Origin of the sequence: Cryobacterium fucosi, from assembly GCF_004403515.1 — a bacterium.
Classification (GTDB): Bacteria; Actinomycetota; Actinomycetes; order Actinomycetales; family Microbacteriaceae; genus Cryobacterium; species Cryobacterium fucosi.
The window spans coordinates 21374-38365 of sequence record NZ_SOHH01000116.1; the positions used below are offsets into that span (position 1 = coordinate 21374).

16 protein-coding genes are annotated in these 16992 nt (G+C 68.5%); 2 read left to right on the top strand and 14 right to left on the bottom strand.

The genetic code is table 11. The features are described from left to right. Positions 1-4: 4 nt before the first annotated feature. From E3T48_RS15850 to recO, 6 genes are all read right to left on the bottom strand, one after another. Complete coding sequence (locus E3T48_RS15850) at positions 5-1252, bottom strand: deoxyguanosinetriphosphate triphosphohydrolase (RefSeq protein WP_134524983.1); 1248 nt, start codon at positions 1250-1252, stop codon at positions 5-7. Next, on the bottom strand, positions 1245-2420 hold the full coding sequence (dusB, locus tag E3T48_RS15855; RefSeq protein WP_134524984.1) for a tRNA dihydrouridine synthase DusB: 1176 nt from the start codon (positions 2418-2420) through the stop codon (positions 1245-1247). Before dusB ends, E3T48_RS15850 begins: the two co-directional genes overlap by 8 nt. Before the next feature lie 82 nt (positions 2421-2502). Continuing rightward, the gene (locus tag E3T48_RS17460; protein ID WP_255455850.1) at positions 2503-2634 is read right to left on the bottom strand and encodes a hypothetical protein; all 132 of its coding nucleotides are present in this window, start codon (positions 2632-2634) and stop codon (positions 2503-2505) included. After that, entirely contained in the window at positions 2631-3290 is a 660-nt protein-coding gene (locus E3T48_RS15860) for a DsbA family oxidoreductase (RefSeq protein WP_134524985.1), read from the bottom strand. Before E3T48_RS15860 ends, E3T48_RS17460 begins: the two co-directional genes overlap by 4 nt. Positions 3291-3506: 216 nt before the next feature. Continuing rightward, complete coding sequence (locus tag E3T48_RS15865; RefSeq protein ID WP_134524986.1) at positions 3507-4325, bottom strand: isoprenyl transferase; 819 nt, start codon at positions 4323-4325, stop codon at positions 3507-3509. Continuing rightward, positions 4322-5044 (bottom strand): DNA repair protein RecO, encoded by a 723-nt coding sequence (gene recO / locus E3T48_RS15870; RefSeq protein WP_134524987.1) that lies wholly within the window; start codon positions 5042-5044, stop codon positions 4322-4324. Before recO ends, E3T48_RS15865 begins: the two co-directional genes overlap by 4 nt. A 75-nt stretch (positions 5045-5119) precedes the next feature. Between recO and E3T48_RS15875 the strand changes: the two genes are divergently transcribed. Together E3T48_RS15875 and E3T48_RS15880 are read left to right on the top strand one after the other, a co-directional pair. Further along, on the top strand, positions 5120-5821 hold the full coding sequence (locus tag E3T48_RS15875; RefSeq protein WP_134525011.1) for a trimeric intracellular cation channel family protein: 702 nt from the start codon (positions 5120-5122) through the stop codon (positions 5819-5821). A 207-nt stretch (positions 5822-6028) separates the two neighbouring features. Further along, entirely contained in the window at positions 6029-6667 is a 639-nt protein-coding gene (locus E3T48_RS15880; protein WP_174844194.1) for a hypothetical protein, read from the top strand. A 219-nt stretch (positions 6668-6886) separates the two neighbouring features. Here the strand turns inward: E3T48_RS15880 and leuA are convergent, their stop codons facing one another. The 8 genes from leuA to E3T48_RS15920 all read right to left on the bottom strand — a co-directional run bounded on the left by leuA (position 6887) and on the right by E3T48_RS15920 (position 16980). Then, the gene (leuA, locus tag E3T48_RS15885) at positions 6887-8659 is read right to left on the bottom strand and encodes a 2-isopropylmalate synthase (protein WP_134524988.1); all 1773 of its coding nucleotides are present in this window, start codon (positions 8657-8659) and stop codon (positions 6887-6889) included. 180 nt (positions 8660-8839) lie between these two features. Continuing rightward, positions 8840-11395 (bottom strand): bifunctional lysylphosphatidylglycerol flippase/synthetase MprF, encoded by a 2556-nt coding sequence (locus E3T48_RS15890; RefSeq protein ID WP_134524989.1) that lies wholly within the window; start codon positions 11393-11395, stop codon positions 8840-8842. Further along, positions 11392-12654, bottom strand: a complete 1263-nt coding sequence (locus tag E3T48_RS15895; protein WP_134524990.1) for an alpha/beta hydrolase — start codon at positions 12652-12654, stop codon at positions 11392-11394. The genes E3T48_RS15890 and E3T48_RS15895 overlap by 4 nt, the downstream gene beginning before the upstream one ends. 156 nt (positions 12655-12810) lie before the next feature. Then, complete coding sequence (gene era / locus E3T48_RS15900) at positions 12811-13713, bottom strand: GTPase Era (RefSeq protein ID WP_134524991.1); 903 nt, start codon at positions 13711-13713, stop codon at positions 12811-12813. Next, positions 13697-15025, bottom strand: a complete 1329-nt coding sequence (locus tag E3T48_RS15905; RefSeq protein WP_134524992.1) for a hemolysin family protein — start codon at positions 15023-15025, stop codon at positions 13697-13699. Before E3T48_RS15905 ends, era begins: the two co-directional genes overlap by 17 nt. Next, positions 15022-15489 (bottom strand): rRNA maturation RNase YbeY, encoded by a 468-nt coding sequence (ybeY, locus tag E3T48_RS15910; RefSeq protein WP_134524993.1) that lies wholly within the window; start codon positions 15487-15489, stop codon positions 15022-15024. The genes E3T48_RS15905 and ybeY overlap by 4 nt, the downstream gene beginning before the upstream one ends. Then, positions 15486-16499: a PhoH family protein gene (locus tag E3T48_RS15915; protein WP_134525012.1), complete on the bottom strand. Its 1014-nt coding sequence runs from the start codon at positions 16497-16499 to the stop codon at positions 15486-15488. The genes ybeY and E3T48_RS15915 overlap by 4 nt, the downstream gene beginning before the upstream one ends. An 88-nt stretch (positions 16500-16587) precedes the next feature. Then, complete coding sequence (locus tag E3T48_RS15920) at positions 16588-16980, bottom strand: HIT domain-containing protein (protein WP_134524994.1); 393 nt, start codon at positions 16978-16980, stop codon at positions 16588-16590. Positions 16981-16992 lie beyond the last annotated feature (12 nt).

Here is a 16992-nt window from a genome sequence, read left to right on the forward strand (position 1 = left end):
ATTGTCAGTTCTGCACGAGACGCTCGTACCAGGCCAGCGCGGACTGGTCGGTGAGGCTGGCAACCTGGTCGACGACAACGCGCTTGCGCGCCGGGTCGTCCGCGGCCGCGTGCCAGTCCTCGCGGAAGCCGGCGTCGAGGTGTTCGTCGCCGGTGGCGTGCAGACTCTCGGCAAGCAGGGTGAGCACCTGACGCTGCTGCTGGTAGATCGGCTGGCGGGTGTTCTTCGACATCACGAAAGCGGCCACGATGCCCTTGAGTACCGCGATTTCCGCCTGGACCTCGCGCGGCACGACAACGTGGGCGCCGAAGCGGATGAGTTGCTCCCCCGAGTACGCCTGACGGGTGGCACGCACGGCGGCCCCGGAGAACCGGCCGATGAGCTGGCTGGTGAGATTCTTCAGCCGACCCTGGTCACGGCGGCCGGCGGTCCAGCCGTGCAACCAGTAGTCGAGGGCGCCGAGCCGGTCGTAGGCGAGCGCCAGTTCCGCGTGGGAGACGGCGCCGCCGATCCAGGAGTGCATCGAGGAGACGAGTTCGGTGCTGGCACGCCCGCCGAGTTCGGCGATGTCCAGGTACCCGTTGACCACGGCGTCCTCGAAGTCATGCACGGAGTAGGCGATGTCGTCGGAGAGATCCATCACCTGGGCCTCGATGCAGAGCCGTCGTTCTGGCGCCCCCGACCGCATCCACTCGAAGGCGGCCATGTCGTCCTGGTAGAAACCGAACTTGGCGCGGCCGCTGGGATCGGCGACGGAGGAGTCTTCCGGCCAGGGGTATTTGCAGCTGGCGTCCAGGCTGGCCCGGGTCAGGTTCAGCGCGTAGCTGCGGCCGTCGTCGCCGAAGACCTTCGGCTCGAGTCGGGTGAGCAATCGCAGGGTCTGCGCATTGCCCTCGAAGCCGCCGATGTCCAGGGACCAGGTGTTGAGCGCCTTCTCGCCGTTGTGGCCGAACGGCGGGTGCCCGATGTCGTGCGCGAGACAGGCCGTGTCGACGATGTCGGGGTCGAGGCCCAGCCGGAGCGCGAGCTCCCGGCCGATCTGGGCGACCTCGAGCGAGTGGGTGAGCCGGTTGCGGGCGAAGTCGAGGCCGGCGGTCGGGCTGAGCACCTGCGTCTTGGCGGCCAGGCGGCGCAGCGCGCTGGAATGGAGGAGCCGGGCGCGGTCGCGGGCGAAGTCGCTGCGGCGCGAGCCGTGCACCTCCGGGAGCCAGCGTTCCTCGTCGTGGCTGCTGTAACCGGTTTCGTTAGCCACCGCTGGTGTCCCCTTCGCCCTCGGTCAGGTTGACCCGTTCCGCGCCGACGATCTCCCTGGAGTCGAGCCAGTGTTCGGGCAGAGACGTCTTCTTCGGGCTCCCGGCGCGGCCGCGCGGTCCCTCGGCTCCGACGCCGGGGTATTCCTGCTGCCAGTCCAGGGTGCCCAGCAGGTCGTCGAGCTGCGCGAGCGACGCGACCGAGGCGAGGCTCGCCCGCAGGTCGCCGCCGACCGGGTAGCCCTTGAAGTACCAGGCTACGTGCTTGCGGATGTCGCGGCAGGCGCGCTCTTCGCTCTCGAAGAACTCGGTGAGCAACTCCGCGTGGCGGCGGAAGGTTTCGGCCACGCGTCCGAGGTTGGGCTGGATCAGCGCGGTCTCCGCTCCGGTCCCCTGTCCGCGGAAGGCGGCGGCGAGGTCGCCGAACAGCCACGGGCGGCCGAGACAGCCGCGGCCGACGACCACCCCGTCGCATCCGGTCTGCGCGACCATGCGCAGGGCGTCGTCGGCGGACCAGATGTCACCGTTACCGAGTACGGGCACGCTCGTGATGGTGTTCTTCAGGGTCGTGATCGCCGACCAGTCGGCCTCCCCGGAGTAGTGCTCTGAGGCTGTGCGCGCATGGAGCGCGATCGCCGAGACGCCCGCGCCCTCGGCAGCCTTGCCTGCCTCGAGATAGGTCAGGTGGTCGGAGTCGATGCCCTTGCGCATCTTCACCGTGACCGGGACGGCGCCCGCCGCGGTGACGGCGGCTTCGACGATCTGCCGGAACAGGCCGAGCTTCCAGGGGAGGGCGGCTCCGCCTCCCTTGCGGGTGACCTTGGGCACCGGACAGCCGAAGTTGAGGTCGATGTGGTCGGCCCGGTCTTCGGCGACGAGCATGGTGACCGCGTCGGACACGGTCTTGGGGTCGACCCCGTAGAGCTGGATCGAGCGGGTGGTTTCGCTCTCGTGGTGGTTGATCAGGCGCATCGATTCCGGGGTGCGCTCAACGAGTGCACGGGAGGTGATCATCTCACTGACGTAGAGCCCCGCGCCGAATTCACGGCAGAGCCGGCGGAACGCGGTGTTGGTGATGCCGGCCATCGGTGCGAGCACGACGGGGACATCCAGCGTGAGGGGGCCGATCGAGAGCGGCGCGGCCCGGCTGGTCGCAATTTCAGGAGTCATTTCGCTCAATTCTCCCAGACGCGGGCGACACCGCTCGACGCGCGCAGGACGGGGCGTCGAGCGGTGTCGACGAGCGCGCTGTTCAGATGCCGCAGGAGCCGCCGCCGCAGCATCCGCCGCCGGCCTCGCCGAGAAGTTCGATGGTGGGAACGGGGGTCACAGCAGTGGTGCCGACCGGGGCGGTCGCCTCGGCAGAAATGGTCTGTTCGGTCATTTGTTCTTCTCCTCGGATTTTTCGGTGGACGCCTGGCGGAGAGCCTGCGCAAAGGTATCAGGGTCCTGGGCTCCGGAGATCCCGTACTTCCCGTCAATGACGAAGAAGGGAACGCCCTGGATGCCGTACGCGTTGGCCTGTGCCATGTCGGCCTTGACGTCGCCGAGGTAGTCGTGGGCGGTGAGCGCCCTGACGACGTCGGCGCGGTCGAGGCCGATTTCGGCGGCGAGGTCGGCGAGGTCGTCAATCCGGCCCACGTGCAGACCGTCGACGAAGTAGGCCTTGAGTAGTCGTTCCTTCATGTCGAGCTGGCGCCCGTGCACCTTCGCATAGTGCAGCAGCTCGTGCGAGATGACGGTGTTGGTCTGGTGCACGGAGTCGTAGTCGTAGTGGAGTCCGACGCTCTCGGCGATCCCGGTGACCCGCTCGAGCATCTCCTCGACCTGCGCCACGGGCAGGCCCTTCCGCTGGCTGAGGTAGTCGACCGGGCTGCCATCGAAGTCGACTGGTGTATCGGGCGCCAGTTCGAAGCTGTGATACTCCACCTCGACATCCCCGTCGAAGAGGGCCGCGCCGGCCTCGAATTTGCGCTTTCCGATGTAGCACCAGGGGCACTGCACGTCGGACCAGATGTCTACTTTGATGGTTTCGCTCACTCAGAGGCCAACCGGCGGCGCGCCCCAGTATTCCCGAGCCGGGATCTCGTTGCGCCGCGGTCTCCCCCGACCCGGCCGACCGGAACCTGATCCGAATTCAGGTGTGGACCCCGGAACAGTGCGACGGGTGCTCGCCGCCGCCCTGAAACCGGGTTGTTCTCCTGAATTCGGAACGCACTCGGCCGACGGGGGCGGGAGGGGCGGGGGCGGGGAGGGTCAGGCGGAGGGCGTGTCGACGGCGCCGCCGTAGCGGCGGTTTCGGGTCGCGTAGAGCTCGATCGCCCGCCACAGGTCGACCCGGCTGAAGTCCGGCCACAGGGTATCGAGGAAGACCATCTCCGCGTACGCGCTCTGCCAGAGCAGGAAGTTGCTCGTGCGCTGCTCCCCCGAACTGCGCACGAACAGGTCGACGTCGGGAAGGTCCGAGGTATACAGGTGGCGCTGGATCGACTTTTCGGTGATGCCGGACGGCTTCAACCGGCCGGCTGCGACGTCCTCCGCCAGGGCGCGCACGGCATCCGCGATTTCCGTGCGCCCGCCGTAGTTCACGCACATGGTCAGGGTGAGCACGTCGTTGCCGGCGGTCAGACGTTCGGCAAACTGCAGTTCGTTGATGACGGATGCCCAGAGCCGGGGCTTCCGCCCGGCCCACCGCACGCGCACCCCCCACTCGTTGAGCTGGTCACGCCTGCGGTGCAGCACGTCGCGGTTGAACCCCATCAGGAACCGCACCTCGTCGGGCGAACGCTTCCAGTTCTCGGTGGAGAACGCGTAGACGCTCAGGTGCTTGACACCGATCTGGATCGCGCCGGCGACGACGTCGAGCAGCGCCGCCTCCCCCGCCTTGTGGCCCTCCACCCGCGGCAGTCCCCTGGCGTTCGCCCACCGGCCGTTGCCGTCCATCACCACGGCGACATGCTCGGGGACGACCTTCAGCGGCAGGGTCGGCGGGTAGAGACCGGTCCAGTCCAGGGGCCGGAACGGCATCGCGTCCCTGTGGGTGAACGGTTTCTGCGCGAACGGATTAGGGGTCATCGACTGACGTGCTCCAACGATCGGAGGCCTCGTCCGAGGTGCCACTGCGTGTACGCGGCGACGACCCCGGTGGCCTGGGCTCTGGTCTTTTCTGCGGCGGATTCGGCGTGGTCCCAGTCACCGGTGAGCAGGGAGCTGAGCAGGGCGATCGTCTGGGCGTCGAGCCGCGGCGAGCCGGGGGCGGCGCAGTCGTCGCAGACGATCCCCCCGACCTGCACGACGATCGCAGAGTGGCTGCCCTGCGCGCCGCACCGGGCACAGTCCTGGAAGCTGGGTGCCCAGCCGGCCATCGACAGGGCGCGCAGCAGATAGGAGTCGAGGGTGAGGCCGGCGCCGTGTTCCCGGCGGGCCAGGGATCTCAGGGCGCCGACCAGGAGCAGATACTGCTGAAGCGAGCCCTCGGCCTCGGTCAGCTTGTCGGCGGTTTCGACCATGGCGCTGGCCGCCGTATAGCTGGGATAGTCGGCGGTGATCTGCGCCCCGTAGGACCCGATCGACTCGGCCTGGGTGATGATGTCGAGGCTGCGGCCCTCGTAGAGCTGCACGTCGGCGACCATGAACGGCTCGAGCCGCGCCCCGAACTTCGAGGCGGTGCGCCGCACTCCCTTGGCCACCGCGCGCACCTTGCCGTGCTTCCGCGTGAGCATGGTGACGATGCGGTCGGCTTCACCCAGCTTGTGGGTGCGCAGCACGACGGCTTCATCACGGTAGACAGGCACACTCCGATTGTCCCACCTGCGGCAACGGATGCCCGCGTGCGCGCCGCAGCGGGCGTTTCAGTGGTTTCATTGGATGTGCCCACAATCTCCTTCACGATCCCGCTGTGGCTCGACCTCACGGCCGTCGCGATCGGCGCGATCCAGGGCGCCATGTTCGCCGGGCGTTTCACCGACCGCCGCTTCGACCTGCTCGGGATCGCGTTCATCGGCATCACCGTCGGGCTCGGCGGCGGCCTGCTGCGCGACATCATGCTGGACGGCGTGCCGGCCGCCCTGCAGAGCAACTGGTACCTGCCGGTGTCGGCAGGGGCCGCCCTGCTCGGCATGCTCCTGCAGAGCCTGTTCAACCGGCTCGGCCCCCTCATCATCACCCTCGACGCCGTCACGATCGGCCTGTTCGGCGCCCTGGGCACCAGCAAGGCGCTCGCCCAGGGATTGCCGGAGATCCCCGCCCTGTTCGTGGGCGTGATCACGGCCGTCGGCGGGTCGGCTCTCCGCGACATGATGCTCAACGTGCCGATCGCGGTCATGCACGTCGGGTCGTTCTACGCCGTCGCCGCGGGGGTCGGCAGCGGACTGCTCGTGGTGCTGTTCATGCTTCAGGTGCCGATCACGATCGCCGGGATCAGCTGCGTCGTGGTGACGACCGTCATCCGTGTGCTCGCGGCCCGGTTCGGCTGGAGCCTCCCGCAACAGCGGGCGATCGGCAGCTGGCCGCGCTGGCGGCGCAATGAGAACATCGTCGCCTTCCGGCGCCGTCGCAACCGCGGGGTCTGACAAAGTCTGTGAAATCCCCCCTGCACGGCGGATTAGCTCTCGCCTTTCCGGCCGTGCGGGGTGACACTGGTGAGAAGAATTCACCTTGTTTGGAGGATGCTCATGAATCTACTGACAGGAAATGCGCCCGGCCTGATGCCGGCACCGGACCTGATGCCCGTCCTTTCCAGAGGGAAGCATAGAAACCCTAGGTCAGGTGCATGTTTCATGGAGTTCGCCTCCTACCTTGCCGGCGAAGCCTGGACCGACCACCCGACCTGCACCCATCCGCTGCTGGCATCCCTGGCCCGGATGGTGAACGACTGCACCTCCGACACGGGGAGGTCGCGCCTGGTTCCGCTCATCCCGTCGGTGATCGGCGTGCGCGGCGACGATTCCCGGGTGCGCCTGCTGATGGCCCTCCGCGCCGGTACGTCGGCGCTGTCCGTGGCCAGCGCCGAACACCAGCATGCCCTCGCGGTCGGGATACTCAACTGCGAACGCCACCTGGCCGGTGACACCGGTGAGTTGCCCGCCGACCTTGCCCTGAGAATCCGTGCCGCCTTCGACGAAGCGCCCGACGCCGAACGCTGGGCACGAGAATTCATCGCCTCAATGGGGTCCTGGTCGAGGTCGAGGTTCACCGACCGCACGGCCGAGACCATCATCCGGGTGTCCGTTCAGGGCATCGCCGAGGCGTGCACGCCCAACCCAGACGACCGGTTGTACGACCTCCTCGCCGGAGCGATCGATGACTGCGTCGCGGTTCTCAGCCCCAGGTCGGAGTCCCGGAGGGCACCGGTGCGGCCGTCCCCGGGATTGGCGGTGCAGACCCGGCTCCGGGAGTCGGTTGACGCCCGCGGCTGACCGGTTCGGTGCTGACCGGTTCGGTGCTGACCGGCTCGGTGCTGACCAGCTCGGTGTGGTCCGGCTCGGTGTGGTCCAACTCGGTGTGGTCCGGCTCGGTGTGGTCCGGCCGGCAAGCATCCGCCGGGAGTCGCCCGTGAGGGCCCGCTCCCGGCGGAATCGTTGTGCCGCAAGTTGTGGCTATGGCTCAGATCAGCCGCGGTCCGGCCCGGCTGCGTTTCAGACGGATGCGTCGGCGAGGCGGCGCTTGCCGGCCTCGGCGCGGATGCCGCGGTTGACCGCCGAGACGACCGACTTCAGCGAGGCGGTCGAAATGTCGGCATCGATGCCGACGCCCCAGAACCGCTTGCCGTTCACGTCCAGCTCGACGTAGGCCGCCGCGAGGGCGTCACCACCGGCCGACATGGCGTGCTCGACGTAGTCGTACAGCGTGATCGCGATGCCTCGCTCTGCCATCACACCGAGGAACGCCGCAATCGGGCCGTTGCCGGCGCCGACGGCGCTGGCCACGGTGGTGTCATCGCGCAGGTCGACCGAGAGCTCGACCGTTCCCGACAGGTCGCTCGACGTGCGGGTGGCGTGCAGTTCGAAGCGTCCCCACTTGGCGTCGGGCGTCGTGTGGCTCGCGGGCAGGTACTCGTCGTTGAAGATCTCCCAGATCTGCTCACTGGTGACCTCGCCGCCCTCGGCGTCGGTCTTGGACTGCACGACACCGGAGAACTCGATCTGCAGCTTGCGCGGCAGGTCGAGCGCGTGGTCGGTCTTGAGCAGGTAGGCCACGCCGCCCTTGCCGGACTGCGAGTTGACCCGGATCACGGCCTCGTAGCTGCGGCCGAGGTCCTTCGGGTCGATCGGCAGATAGGGAACCGCCCAGGGCAGGTCGTCGACCGAGCAGCCCCGCGCCGCGGCATCCGCCGCCATGGCCTCGAAGCCCTTCTTGATGGCGTCCTGATGCGATCCGCTGAACGCGGTGAAGACGAGGTCGCCCGCCCACGGGCTGCGTTCGGGCACCGGCAGCTGGTTGCAGTACTCGGCGGTGCGCTTGATCTCGTCGATGTTGCTGAAGTCGATCTGCGGGTCGATGCCCTGGGTGAACAGGTTCACGCCGAGGGCGACCAGGTCGACGTTGCCGGTGCGCTCGCCGTTGCCGAAGAGGCAGCCTTCGATGCGGTCGGCCCCGGCCAGGTAGCCGAGTTCGGCGGCCGCTATGGCGGTGCCCCTGTCGTTGTGCGGGTGCAGGGAGATGAGCACGTTCTCGCGGTGGGCGAGGTGGCGGCCCATCCACTCGATCGAGTCGGCGTAGACGTTGGGGGTGGTCATTTCGACCGTGGCCGGCAGGTTGATGATGACCTTGCGCTCTGGCGTCGGTTCGAGGACCTCGATCACCTGGTTGCAGACGTCCACGGCGAACTCGAGTTCGGTGCCGGTGTAGCTCTCCGGGGAATACTCGTAGTAGACGATGGTGCCGGGAACGGTCTTCTCCATCTCGCGGCAGGTGCGCGCCCCGAACAGCGCGATGTCGATTATGCCCTGCTTGTCTTCCCGGAAGACCACCTCGCGCTGCAGAACGCTGGTCGAGTTGTACAGGTGCACGATCGCCTGCTTCGCGCCGTGTATCGCCTCGTAGGTACGCCGGATCAGGTGCTCGCGGGCCTGGGTGAGCACCTGGATCGTCACGTCGCCGGGGATGGCGTCCTGCTCGATCAGGCTGCGCACGAAGTCGAAGTCGGTCTGGCTCGCCGACGGGAAGCCGACCTCGATCTCCTTGTAGCCCATTCGCACGAGCATGTCGAACATGATGCGCTTGCGCTCGGGGCTCATCGGGTCGATCAGGGCCTGGTTGCCGTCACGCAGGTCGACGGCGCACCAGCGCGGAGCCTGGTTGATGTGCTTCGTCGGCCAGGTGCGGTCGGGCAGGTCGACCCGGAACTGCTCGTGGTACGGACGGTACTTGTGGATCGGCATCGCCGACGCGGTCTGATTGTTCTTCATGATCCTTCATCTCCTCGCGAATGGTGGTCAGCCAACGACAAACTCCGCGACGAGGGAGGCCTCAGTAGGACCCGTCGCGGCGGCTAAGGAGGAGCGCACCGGCAAACACATTTTTAACTTAGCATCGTTTGGCCGCAGTTTCGATTGCGTTTCGACAACGGAGGCCGGGGTGCCGGAACCCTAGCGGAGGCCCCGGGCGAAGGCGAGCGCTTCCCTCATCGACAGCGTCGGCAGATAGGCGCGGGCGAGCGCGATCCCGATGGCCGGCAGAGCAACCGGGTCGGGGTAGTTCAGGAACAAGGGGTGGAATTCGGGCTGGAATTTGCGCTTGAAGGCCAGCAGGGAACGGAAGCCGTAGACAGGCTCGAGGCTGCGGCCGAGGAAGTCCATCATCCGGGCCGCAACACTGCCGGACCGTCCCTGGCCTGCCCCGGCACCGGTCTGGGCGCCGGTCTGGGCGAGCGGGGCGGCCGACAGGCTGAGGAACTCGATCTCGGGTTGCTCGCTCATCATCTGCATGGTGCGAGCGATCAGGAACTCCATCACGCCGTTCATGCTGTCGGGCCGACGGCGCATGAAGTCGAGGGTCCAGCCGACGACGATTCCGTCCCGGTAGCTGGGCATCCAACTGGTCACGGCGTGCACGCGCTCGTCCGCGTCGACGGCGAGCATGAGGCGCACGGCCGGGTCACGAAGTTCGTCGAGGCCACCGAGGGTGAATCCGAGTTCGGGGAGTTCCTTCTCCTGCACCCACAGTTCGGAGATCTCGGTGATCTGCAGGGACTGGAGCACGCCGAGGGCCTTGTGATCGGTCCAGACCGCTCGCACGCCGGCCCGGTCGGCCCGGTTGACCGACGAGCGGATGTCCTGCCATTTCCTGCCCGTCGGGTCCCAGCTGCGCGGCCGCAGCACGGTCTCCTCTCCGATGCCCATCGATTGCCAGCCCATCCGGCTGAACGTTGCCTGCCAGCTGCCGTGGAGGCTGTAGAAGACCGGGATCCAGCCGTGGTCGTCGCACATGGTGGCGAAGTCGGAGATCGCCTGTGCCCCATGCTCTGCCCTGCCGATCGGCTCCGTCGTGGTGATCGCGACACCGTTGACCACCCGGTAGGCGATGGCGACGTCGCCGGCCCGGTTGAACCAGATCGAGTTGCCCTCCCAGGTCGCCATGAACGCCAGGGAGCCTCCTCCCCCGCGGGTGAGGATCTCCCGCAGCCTGGCCTGGTCGTCCCGGCTCACGCCAGCCGTGCCGCTGCGCAGGCTGAGGATGGCGCCGACGATGACGATGATCCAGAACACGGGGCCGACCCACTGGTACAGGGTGGCCGAGACCCAGTCGGTCGGGAGGAAGGACAGCCGCTCCAGCCGGAGGAAGCCGACCGGGATGAAGCGCTCCGGCACATCCGTGACCAGGTCGATCAGGGCGACCCTGGGCCGGAAGCTGTCGCGGAGCAGCCAGCCGGCGCCGACGTAGAGCGACGCCAGCCCGAGGAAGCTGAGCACGACCGTCAGGGCGAACCGGCGGCGGCGACCCGGCCGGCCCCGCACCGGGAACCGGCGGAGATTGGCGGCCAGCACGATCGCCGTGGCCAGGGGGACGAGCACCGACACGACCAGCACCAGGGCGATCTCCCAGTAGTGTGCGGAGTGCCAGTGCCAGACGTACGGCTGGCCGGAGACCGGCAGCAGACCGTAGTACCAGGCCCCGAGCACCGCCATCCCGGCGTTGACGACGATCGCGAGCCAGGCCGCGAAGCGACGGCCGCGCGCCAGGCCGAAGGCAGCGACGAGGAGGGTGAGCAGCGGGAGCAGGCTGACCAGCACCGGGCCGGCGCCGCCGATGCGTTCGAGGGTGAGCTCGTGCACGCACTGCCTCGTGATGTTGCCGAGCAGGCACCGGTCGACGACGTCGGTGGCGGCGGGCACGTCCTGGGTGAGCAGGAGGCCGAGCGGGGCGAGCAGGCCGAACCGGGCGCCGGAGAAGATCGTGATCAGCGGGCCGACCGCGAGCACGCCGGCGACCGCGGCCAGCAGGGTGCGGGTTTCGTGGTGCGAGCTGCGCCGCCAGGTGAAGTCGATCCGGCTGGGCCGGAACAGCGCCCCGATGCCGAGGCCGACGAGGGCGGCGATCAGCCGGTAGACGTCGGAGGGCTGGCCGGAATAGAGCAGGAGGACCAGTGCTGCGGAGATCGTGAGCACGCGGATGCGCCGTCGCCAGAGCGGACCGGCGTAGCAGCTTGCCGCCATGATGGTGCCGAAGATCGGAGTGAACGGGTCGAGCGCGAAGAGTTCGCTCACGCCTCGCGACCAGAGTTCCCCGCCGGCGACGCCGGCGTCCTGGAGCAGGATGCCGCCGGCGGCGCCGAGCACCGCCGAACCGGCGAAGACGATGATGGTGCGGCCGCTGCCCATCAGCCTTTCGGCATAGCCGACCAGGACGACCGCGCCGGCGAGGGCGAGGAGCAGCTCTGCGCCGTTGTCGACGAAGAAGACGGAGGTGAGCGGGGTCCACCAGTGCCCCTCATCGACGACGGACTCGTAGCCGGTGCCCAGCAGCAGCCGCACGTGCCTGGCGGGGCCGTGGAGCGGGCCGGTGGCGAGGGCCATCACCAGGAGAGCGAGCGCGTAGGCGAGTGCGACCGGTTGCCGGGCCGCCCGGCGCCGCGCGGCCCGGCGCAGTGAAGTCCAGCGCGGTGACGCCCGGGGCGGTGCAGTCCCAGGCCGCTGCCTCGTCACGGGGTCACCGTCAATCCCGTGTGCGCGGCGACGAGCGGCAACGCGCGGGTCAGCGCGTACACCACCGTGTGCCAGTCGTGGGCAGTGCCCGGGGAAACGAGGAGGTCGGTGGTCGCCCCGGCCCTGACCGCCGCCGCCTGGAGGGTGTTCGTCCAGGCAATGTACCTGGTGTCATCGCCGCCGACCGCGAAGATGATGTGCAGGGCCCGGTAGGGCGCGTGCGCGGCCAGGATGGCGCTCGGTGCGGCCGCGGCGTAGGCGGCCGCGCTGCCCGCGAACCCTGCCTGCACGGTTTGCTCCGGGGTGCCGGCCGTGGGCGCCAGTTCCCCGGAGATGTCCAGGATCGTGCCGTAGAGCTCCGGGTGGTCGGCGCCGAGCTGGATCGAGCAGGTGCCGCCCTGGGAGAACCCGGCGATGGCCCAGCCCTCCGGCGCATCGGCAACCCGGTAGTGGGCGCGGATCCAGGCCGGCACGTCCACGGTCAGATAGGTGGCCGAGTTGCCCAGCGTCGAATCGACGCACATCGGATTCCGGTCGGGGGCGCCGAGCTGGTCGGGGACGACCACGATCGGCGCCAGGCCCTGGTGCGTGGCCGCCCAGGCATCGAGGATGCCGGCCAGTCGGCCGGCCGTGAACAGGTCGGCTGGGCTGCCCGGCTGGCCGGAGAGCATCTCGATGACGGGCAGCGCCGGCGGGTCGGCACTCCGGGCCGCCGCCGGAAGGTAGACCATGGCGTCCCTGGCCGCGAAACCCGACACGATCGCCGGTATCGTGACGGTGCCGACGGTGCCCCTGGTGTCGGCGACGGGCGGGACCGGTGCGGCGAGGGCATCCGTGAGCGTCCCGTAGACCGGGATGCCGAGGACAGCCCGCACTGTGTTGAATTGGCCGAACTCGGCATTGATCCCGGCGGCCGCGGTGAGGAGGCAGAGCGGAATCGCGACGATGGCCAGCCACCGGCGGTGCGCGCGGGCACCGACCAGGTTGGAGACGGCGAGCACGAGGGCACCGAACAGGCCCGCCGTCCACAGCCGGGTGGGCGTGGACATGGAGACGCCGAAGACGTCCCAGACGTCGCTGACCAGCCAGACGAGGACCCAGCCGGCGAGGGCCCCGGCCAGCACGAGGGCCAGGGTCAGGGCCGCGGAGCGCAGGCCCAGCCGCCGGAGCAGGAGACCGGCGACGGCCAGCCCCGTCAGGACGTACAGTCCGATCAGGAAGGGACCTCCGACGAGGCTGGTGGCCAGCAGCGCATTCATTCGATTCCTCCGTGCCCACTCTCACACCGGAACGTCCCCGCCGCACGCCAAATACCCGGTTCTGAACGAGGCCTCAGACTCGGGTCGAGCACGTCACAGCAAACTCACTGCAGGCGCACAGGTCGCGGCTCAGGGCCGGATCATGGGGCGGTTCGACTAGAAGCCGAGGCGTCCGAGCTGCTTCGGGTCGCGCTGCCATTCCTTGGCGACCTTCACCCGGAGCGAGAGGAAGACTCGTTTACCCACGAGCGGTTCGATTTGTTTGCGGGCGCGCATGCCGACATCCTTCAGACGGCTGCCTGACTTGCCGATGATGATGCCCTTCTGGCTGTCGCGTTCGACGAAGAGGTTGGCGTAGACCTCGACCAATTCCTGGTCGTCGCGCTCGATGATGTCGTCGATGGTCACGGCGATCGAGTGCGGGAGTTCGTCGGTGACACCCTCGAGCGCGGCCTCACGGATGAACTCCGAGATGCGCGACTCCAGGCTCTCGTCGGTGACCGCGTCGGCCGGGTAGAGCGGGGCATCCGAGAGCGGAAGCAGACGCAGCAACTCCGCGGTGAGGATGTCGAGCTGGATCCGGCTGGTCGCCGAGATCGGCACGATCGCCTCCCAGTCGCGCAATTCGGAGACTGCGAGCAGCTGGTTGGCGACGCTGGTCTTGGAGGACGCGTCGATCTTGGTCACGATGGCGACCTTGCGGGCGCGCGGGAAATTGTCGAGCTGTTCGTTGATGAACCGGTCCCCCGGGCCGATCGGCTCGTTCGCGGGGATGCACAAGCCCACCACGTCCACGCCGGCCAGGGTCGACTGGACCAGGCTGTTCAGGCGCTCCCCGAGCAGGGTGCGCGGCTTGTGGATGCCGGGCGTGTCGACCAGGATCAGCTGGCCGTTCTTCTGGTGCACGATCCCGCGGATCGCGCGGCGGGTGGTCTGCGGCTTCGACGAGGTGATGGCGACCTTCTCCCCGACCAGGGCGTTGGTCAGGGTGGACTTGCCCACATTCGGGCGTCCCACAAAGGACACGAATCCCGCCCGGAACTCATTTTCTGTCGTCATGACCGTTCTCTCCCTCGTCGTCCGACACTCCGAGGAATGCGGTCTGCGCGTCAATCAGCGCTTCGTCTCGTTCAACCAGCACAGTGCTGATTCGTTTGCGGCGGCCCTCGGTGCGTTCCGCGGTGAGGACCAGACCGCTGGTGCGGGCGACCGAACCGGCAGCCGGCAGCCGGCCGAGTGCCTTGGCCAGCAGCCCGCCGACCGAATCGACCTCGTCATCGTCCAACTCCAGGTCGAACAACTCGCCGAGTTCGTCGACCGGAAGCCGGGCGCTCACCCGGAAGCGTCCGTGGCCGAGGTCCTCGACCAGGGCGACGTCCCGGTCGTATTCGTCCGAGATGTCCCCGACGAGTTCCTCGATCAGGTCCTCGAGCGTGACCAGCCCGGCGATCCCACCATACTCGTCGACCACCATCGCGAGGTGGTTCGACTCGAGCTGCATCTGGCGCAGCAGGTCGTCGGCCTTCTTCGACTCCGGCACGAACACGGCCGGGCGCTCGAGCTCGGCGACGGTCAGCGTCTCCACGTTCGGCGGCCGCTCGTAGACCAGCCGGGCCACGTCGCGCAGGTAGAGGATGCCGGTCACGTCGTCGACCTCGCCGTCGATGACGGGCACCCGGGAGATGCCCTTGCTCAGGAACAGGCCCATGGCTGCGCCGATCGACGCGTCGGCGTCGATGGTGACCATGTCGGTGCGCGGGATCATCACCTCACGCACGACGGTCTGGTTGAACTCGAAGATGGAGTGGATGAGCTCCCGGTCGTCCTCTTCCAGCACGTCCAGTTCGGTCGCCTCGTCGACCATGCTGAGCAGCTGGTCCTCCGAGGTGAAGGTGGCGAGCCGGGTGCGGCCGGGAGTGACCCGGTTGCCGAGGGCGACGAGGGCGTTCGCGATCGGGCCGAGGAGCACCCGGAGGAAGTGCACCAGCGGCGCAGTGCCGGCCAGGAGCTGCTTCGGGTGGGCGCGTCCGACGCTGCGGGGGCTCGCGCCGACCAGCACGAACGAGACGGCGGTCATCAGCGCGGCGGACAGCACCAGGGCCAGCCAGATCTGGTCGATCGTGGTCGCGAAGACGAGGGTGACGAGCACTGCGGCGGTGGTCTCGGCGATGATTCGCATGAAGCTGATCGCGTTCAGGTGCGCCCCGGTGTCGGCTGCGATCGCGGCCAGGGACCGCTTGGCCCGTGAGGTGTCCGCCAGATCGGCGATGTCGGCGCGCGACTGCGCGGTGATGGCGGAGTCGACGGCGGCCATCAGGCCGCCGAAGGCCACCAGGAAGACGGCCGCGGTGAGAAACCACCCGATGATCATCGGTTTCGGAGGCGTTCCTGCAGGGCGAAGCCGATCAGGATGTCACGCTGGATGCCGAACATTTCCCTTTCCTCGGCCGGCTCGGCATGGTCGAACCCGAGCAGGTGCAGCACGCCGTGCGTGGTCAGCAGCAGGAGCTCCTCGAGAGTGCTGTGCCCCGCCGTCTCGGCCTGGGCCTGCGCCACCTGCGGGCAGAGCACGATGTCACCGAGCAGACCGGGCGGGGTCTCCTCGTCCTCGGTGCCCGGACGGAGCTCGTCCATCGGGAAGCTGAGCACGTCGGTGGGACCGGGCTCGTCCATCCACTGCACGTGCAACTGCTCCATCGCGCCCTCGTCGACGAGCACGATCGCCAGCTCGGCATCGGGGTGCACGTGCATCGAATCCAGGGCGTACGCGGCCAGGCGGAGGATGGCTGCCTCATCGACCGGGATGGTGGACTCGTTGTTGATCTCGATGCTCAAGAGGGGCTCCGTTTCGGAAGGCGGTCGCGTGGTGTGCCGGAGCGCGGTCCGCGCTTGGCAAATTCGTGGGCCTGCTCGCTCTCGTAGCGCTGGGCCTGTTTCTGGGCGTCGAACTCCGTCCAGGCGTCGACGATCCGGCCGACGAGGGAATGACGGACGACGTCGGCGCTGGTCAGGCGCACGAAACGGATGTCGTCGACCTGGTCGAGCACGCGGGTGACGAGCCGGAGCCCGCTCGACCCGACGGGCAGGTCGATCTGGGTGATGTCGCCGGTCACGACCATTTTCGAGCCGAACCCGAGTCGGGTCAGGAACATCTTCATCTGTTCCGGTGTGGTGTTCTGCGCCTCGTCGAGCACGACGAACGAGGAGTTGAGGGTGCGGCCTCGCATATAGGCGAGGGGCGCCACCTCGATCGTCCCTGAGGCGAGGAGCTTCGGCACCAGCTCGGGGTCCATCATCTCGTTCAGGGCGTCGTAGAGCGGTCGGAGGTACGGGTCGATCTTCTCCGTCAGGCTGCCGGGGAGGAAACCGAGGCGTTCCCCGGCCTCGACGGCCGGCCTGGTGAGGATGATCCGGTCGACCTCCTTGCGCTGCAGCGCCTGCACGGCCTTGGCCATCGCCAGGTAGGTCTTGCCCGTTCCCGCCGGGCCGATGCCGAACACGATCGTCGCCGTGTCGATGGCGTCGACGTAGTCCTTCTGGCCGACCGTCTTCGCACGGATGCTCTTGCCCCGGGAGGAGAGGATGGCCGGGCCGAGGCGTTCCGACGGGCTGGTCGAACTGTCGACGCCGAGCATCCGCGACGACGAGGTCACCTCGGCCTCGGCGAGGTCACGCCCGCCGCGAATCATCAGCAGCAGTTCGTCGATCAGCCGGCGGGCTGCCTCGACCTGGTCGGCCTGCCCCGTGAGGGTGATCTCGTTGCCGCGCACGTGCACGGAAACGCCGGGGTGCTCCCGTTCGATGGTGCTGAGGAGGCGGTCCTGGGCGCCGAGCAGGCGCACCATTGCGATGCCGTCGACCGACACCCGAGCCTCGACCAGGTTCTCGGCGGCGTCGGCGGCGTCAGCGGCGTCGGCGGCGGCGTCAGCGGCGTCAGCGGAACGCAAGGGAGCCCTCTCCGAGCGACGCGTCCCCGGTCGGGGTCGCCGGACCGGGTTGCGCGAGCAGGTGGGCGTGCACGTGGAAGACGGTCTGGCCGGCGGCCTCGCCGGTGTTGAAGACCAGGCGGAACTGGCCGTTGGACCGCTCGGCCGCGATCCCGTCGGCGACCGCGACGAGCTCGGCCAGCAACCCGGGGTCCCCGGCCGCGAGCTCCACCACGTTGCGGTACTGCTGGGTCCTGGTGGTGATGACGACGTGCACGGGCGCCTGCGGAGCGATGTCCTCGAACGCGATGATCCGGTCCGTTTCGGCGACGATGGTCGCCGGGATTTCGCGCGCGGCGATACGGCTGAAGATGGACGGTTCCTGCCCGGTGGAAGTCATGGCTCTATCTTA

What these genes read in the sequence shown, in the direction of transcription:
- E3T48_RS15880 (WP_174844194.1), top strand. Translation starts at nt 6,029, where the DNA reads ATGGAGTTCGCCTCCTACCTTGCCGGCGAAGCCTGGACCGACCACCCG.
- leuA (WP_134524988.1), bottom strand. Translation starts at nt 8,659, where the DNA reads ATGAAGAACAATCAGACCGCGTCGGCGATGCCGATCCACAAGTACCGT.
- era (WP_134524991.1), bottom strand. Translation starts at nt 13,713, where the DNA reads ATGACGACAGAAAATGAGTTCCGGGCGGGATTCGTGTCCTTTGTGGGA.
- E3T48_RS17460 (WP_255455850.1), bottom strand. Translation starts at nt 2,634, where the DNA reads ATGACCGAACAGACCATTTCTGCCGAGGCGACCGCCCCGGTCGGCACC.
- E3T48_RS15905 (WP_134524992.1), bottom strand. Translation starts at nt 15,025, where the DNA reads ATGATCATCGGGTGGTTTCTCACCGCGGCCGTCTTCCTGGTGGCCTTC.
- dusB (WP_134524984.1), bottom strand. Translation starts at nt 2,420, where the DNA reads ATGACTCCTGAAATTGCGACCAGCCGGGCCGCGCCGCTCTCGATCGGC.
- E3T48_RS15915 (WP_134525012.1), bottom strand. Translation starts at nt 16,499, where the DNA reads ATGGTGCGCCTGCTCGGCGCCCAGGACCGCCTCCTCAGCACCATCGAA.
- E3T48_RS15895 (WP_134524990.1), bottom strand. Translation starts at nt 12,654, where the DNA reads ATGAATGCGCTGCTGGCCACCAGCCTCGTCGGAGGTCCCTTCCTGATC.
- E3T48_RS15920 (WP_134524994.1), bottom strand. Translation starts at nt 16,980, where the DNA reads ATGACTTCCACCGGGCAGGAACCGTCCATCTTCAGCCGTATCGCCGCG.
- E3T48_RS15865 (WP_134524986.1), bottom strand. Translation starts at nt 4,325, where the DNA reads ATGACCCCTAATCCGTTCGCGCAGAAACCGTTCACCCACAGGGACGCG.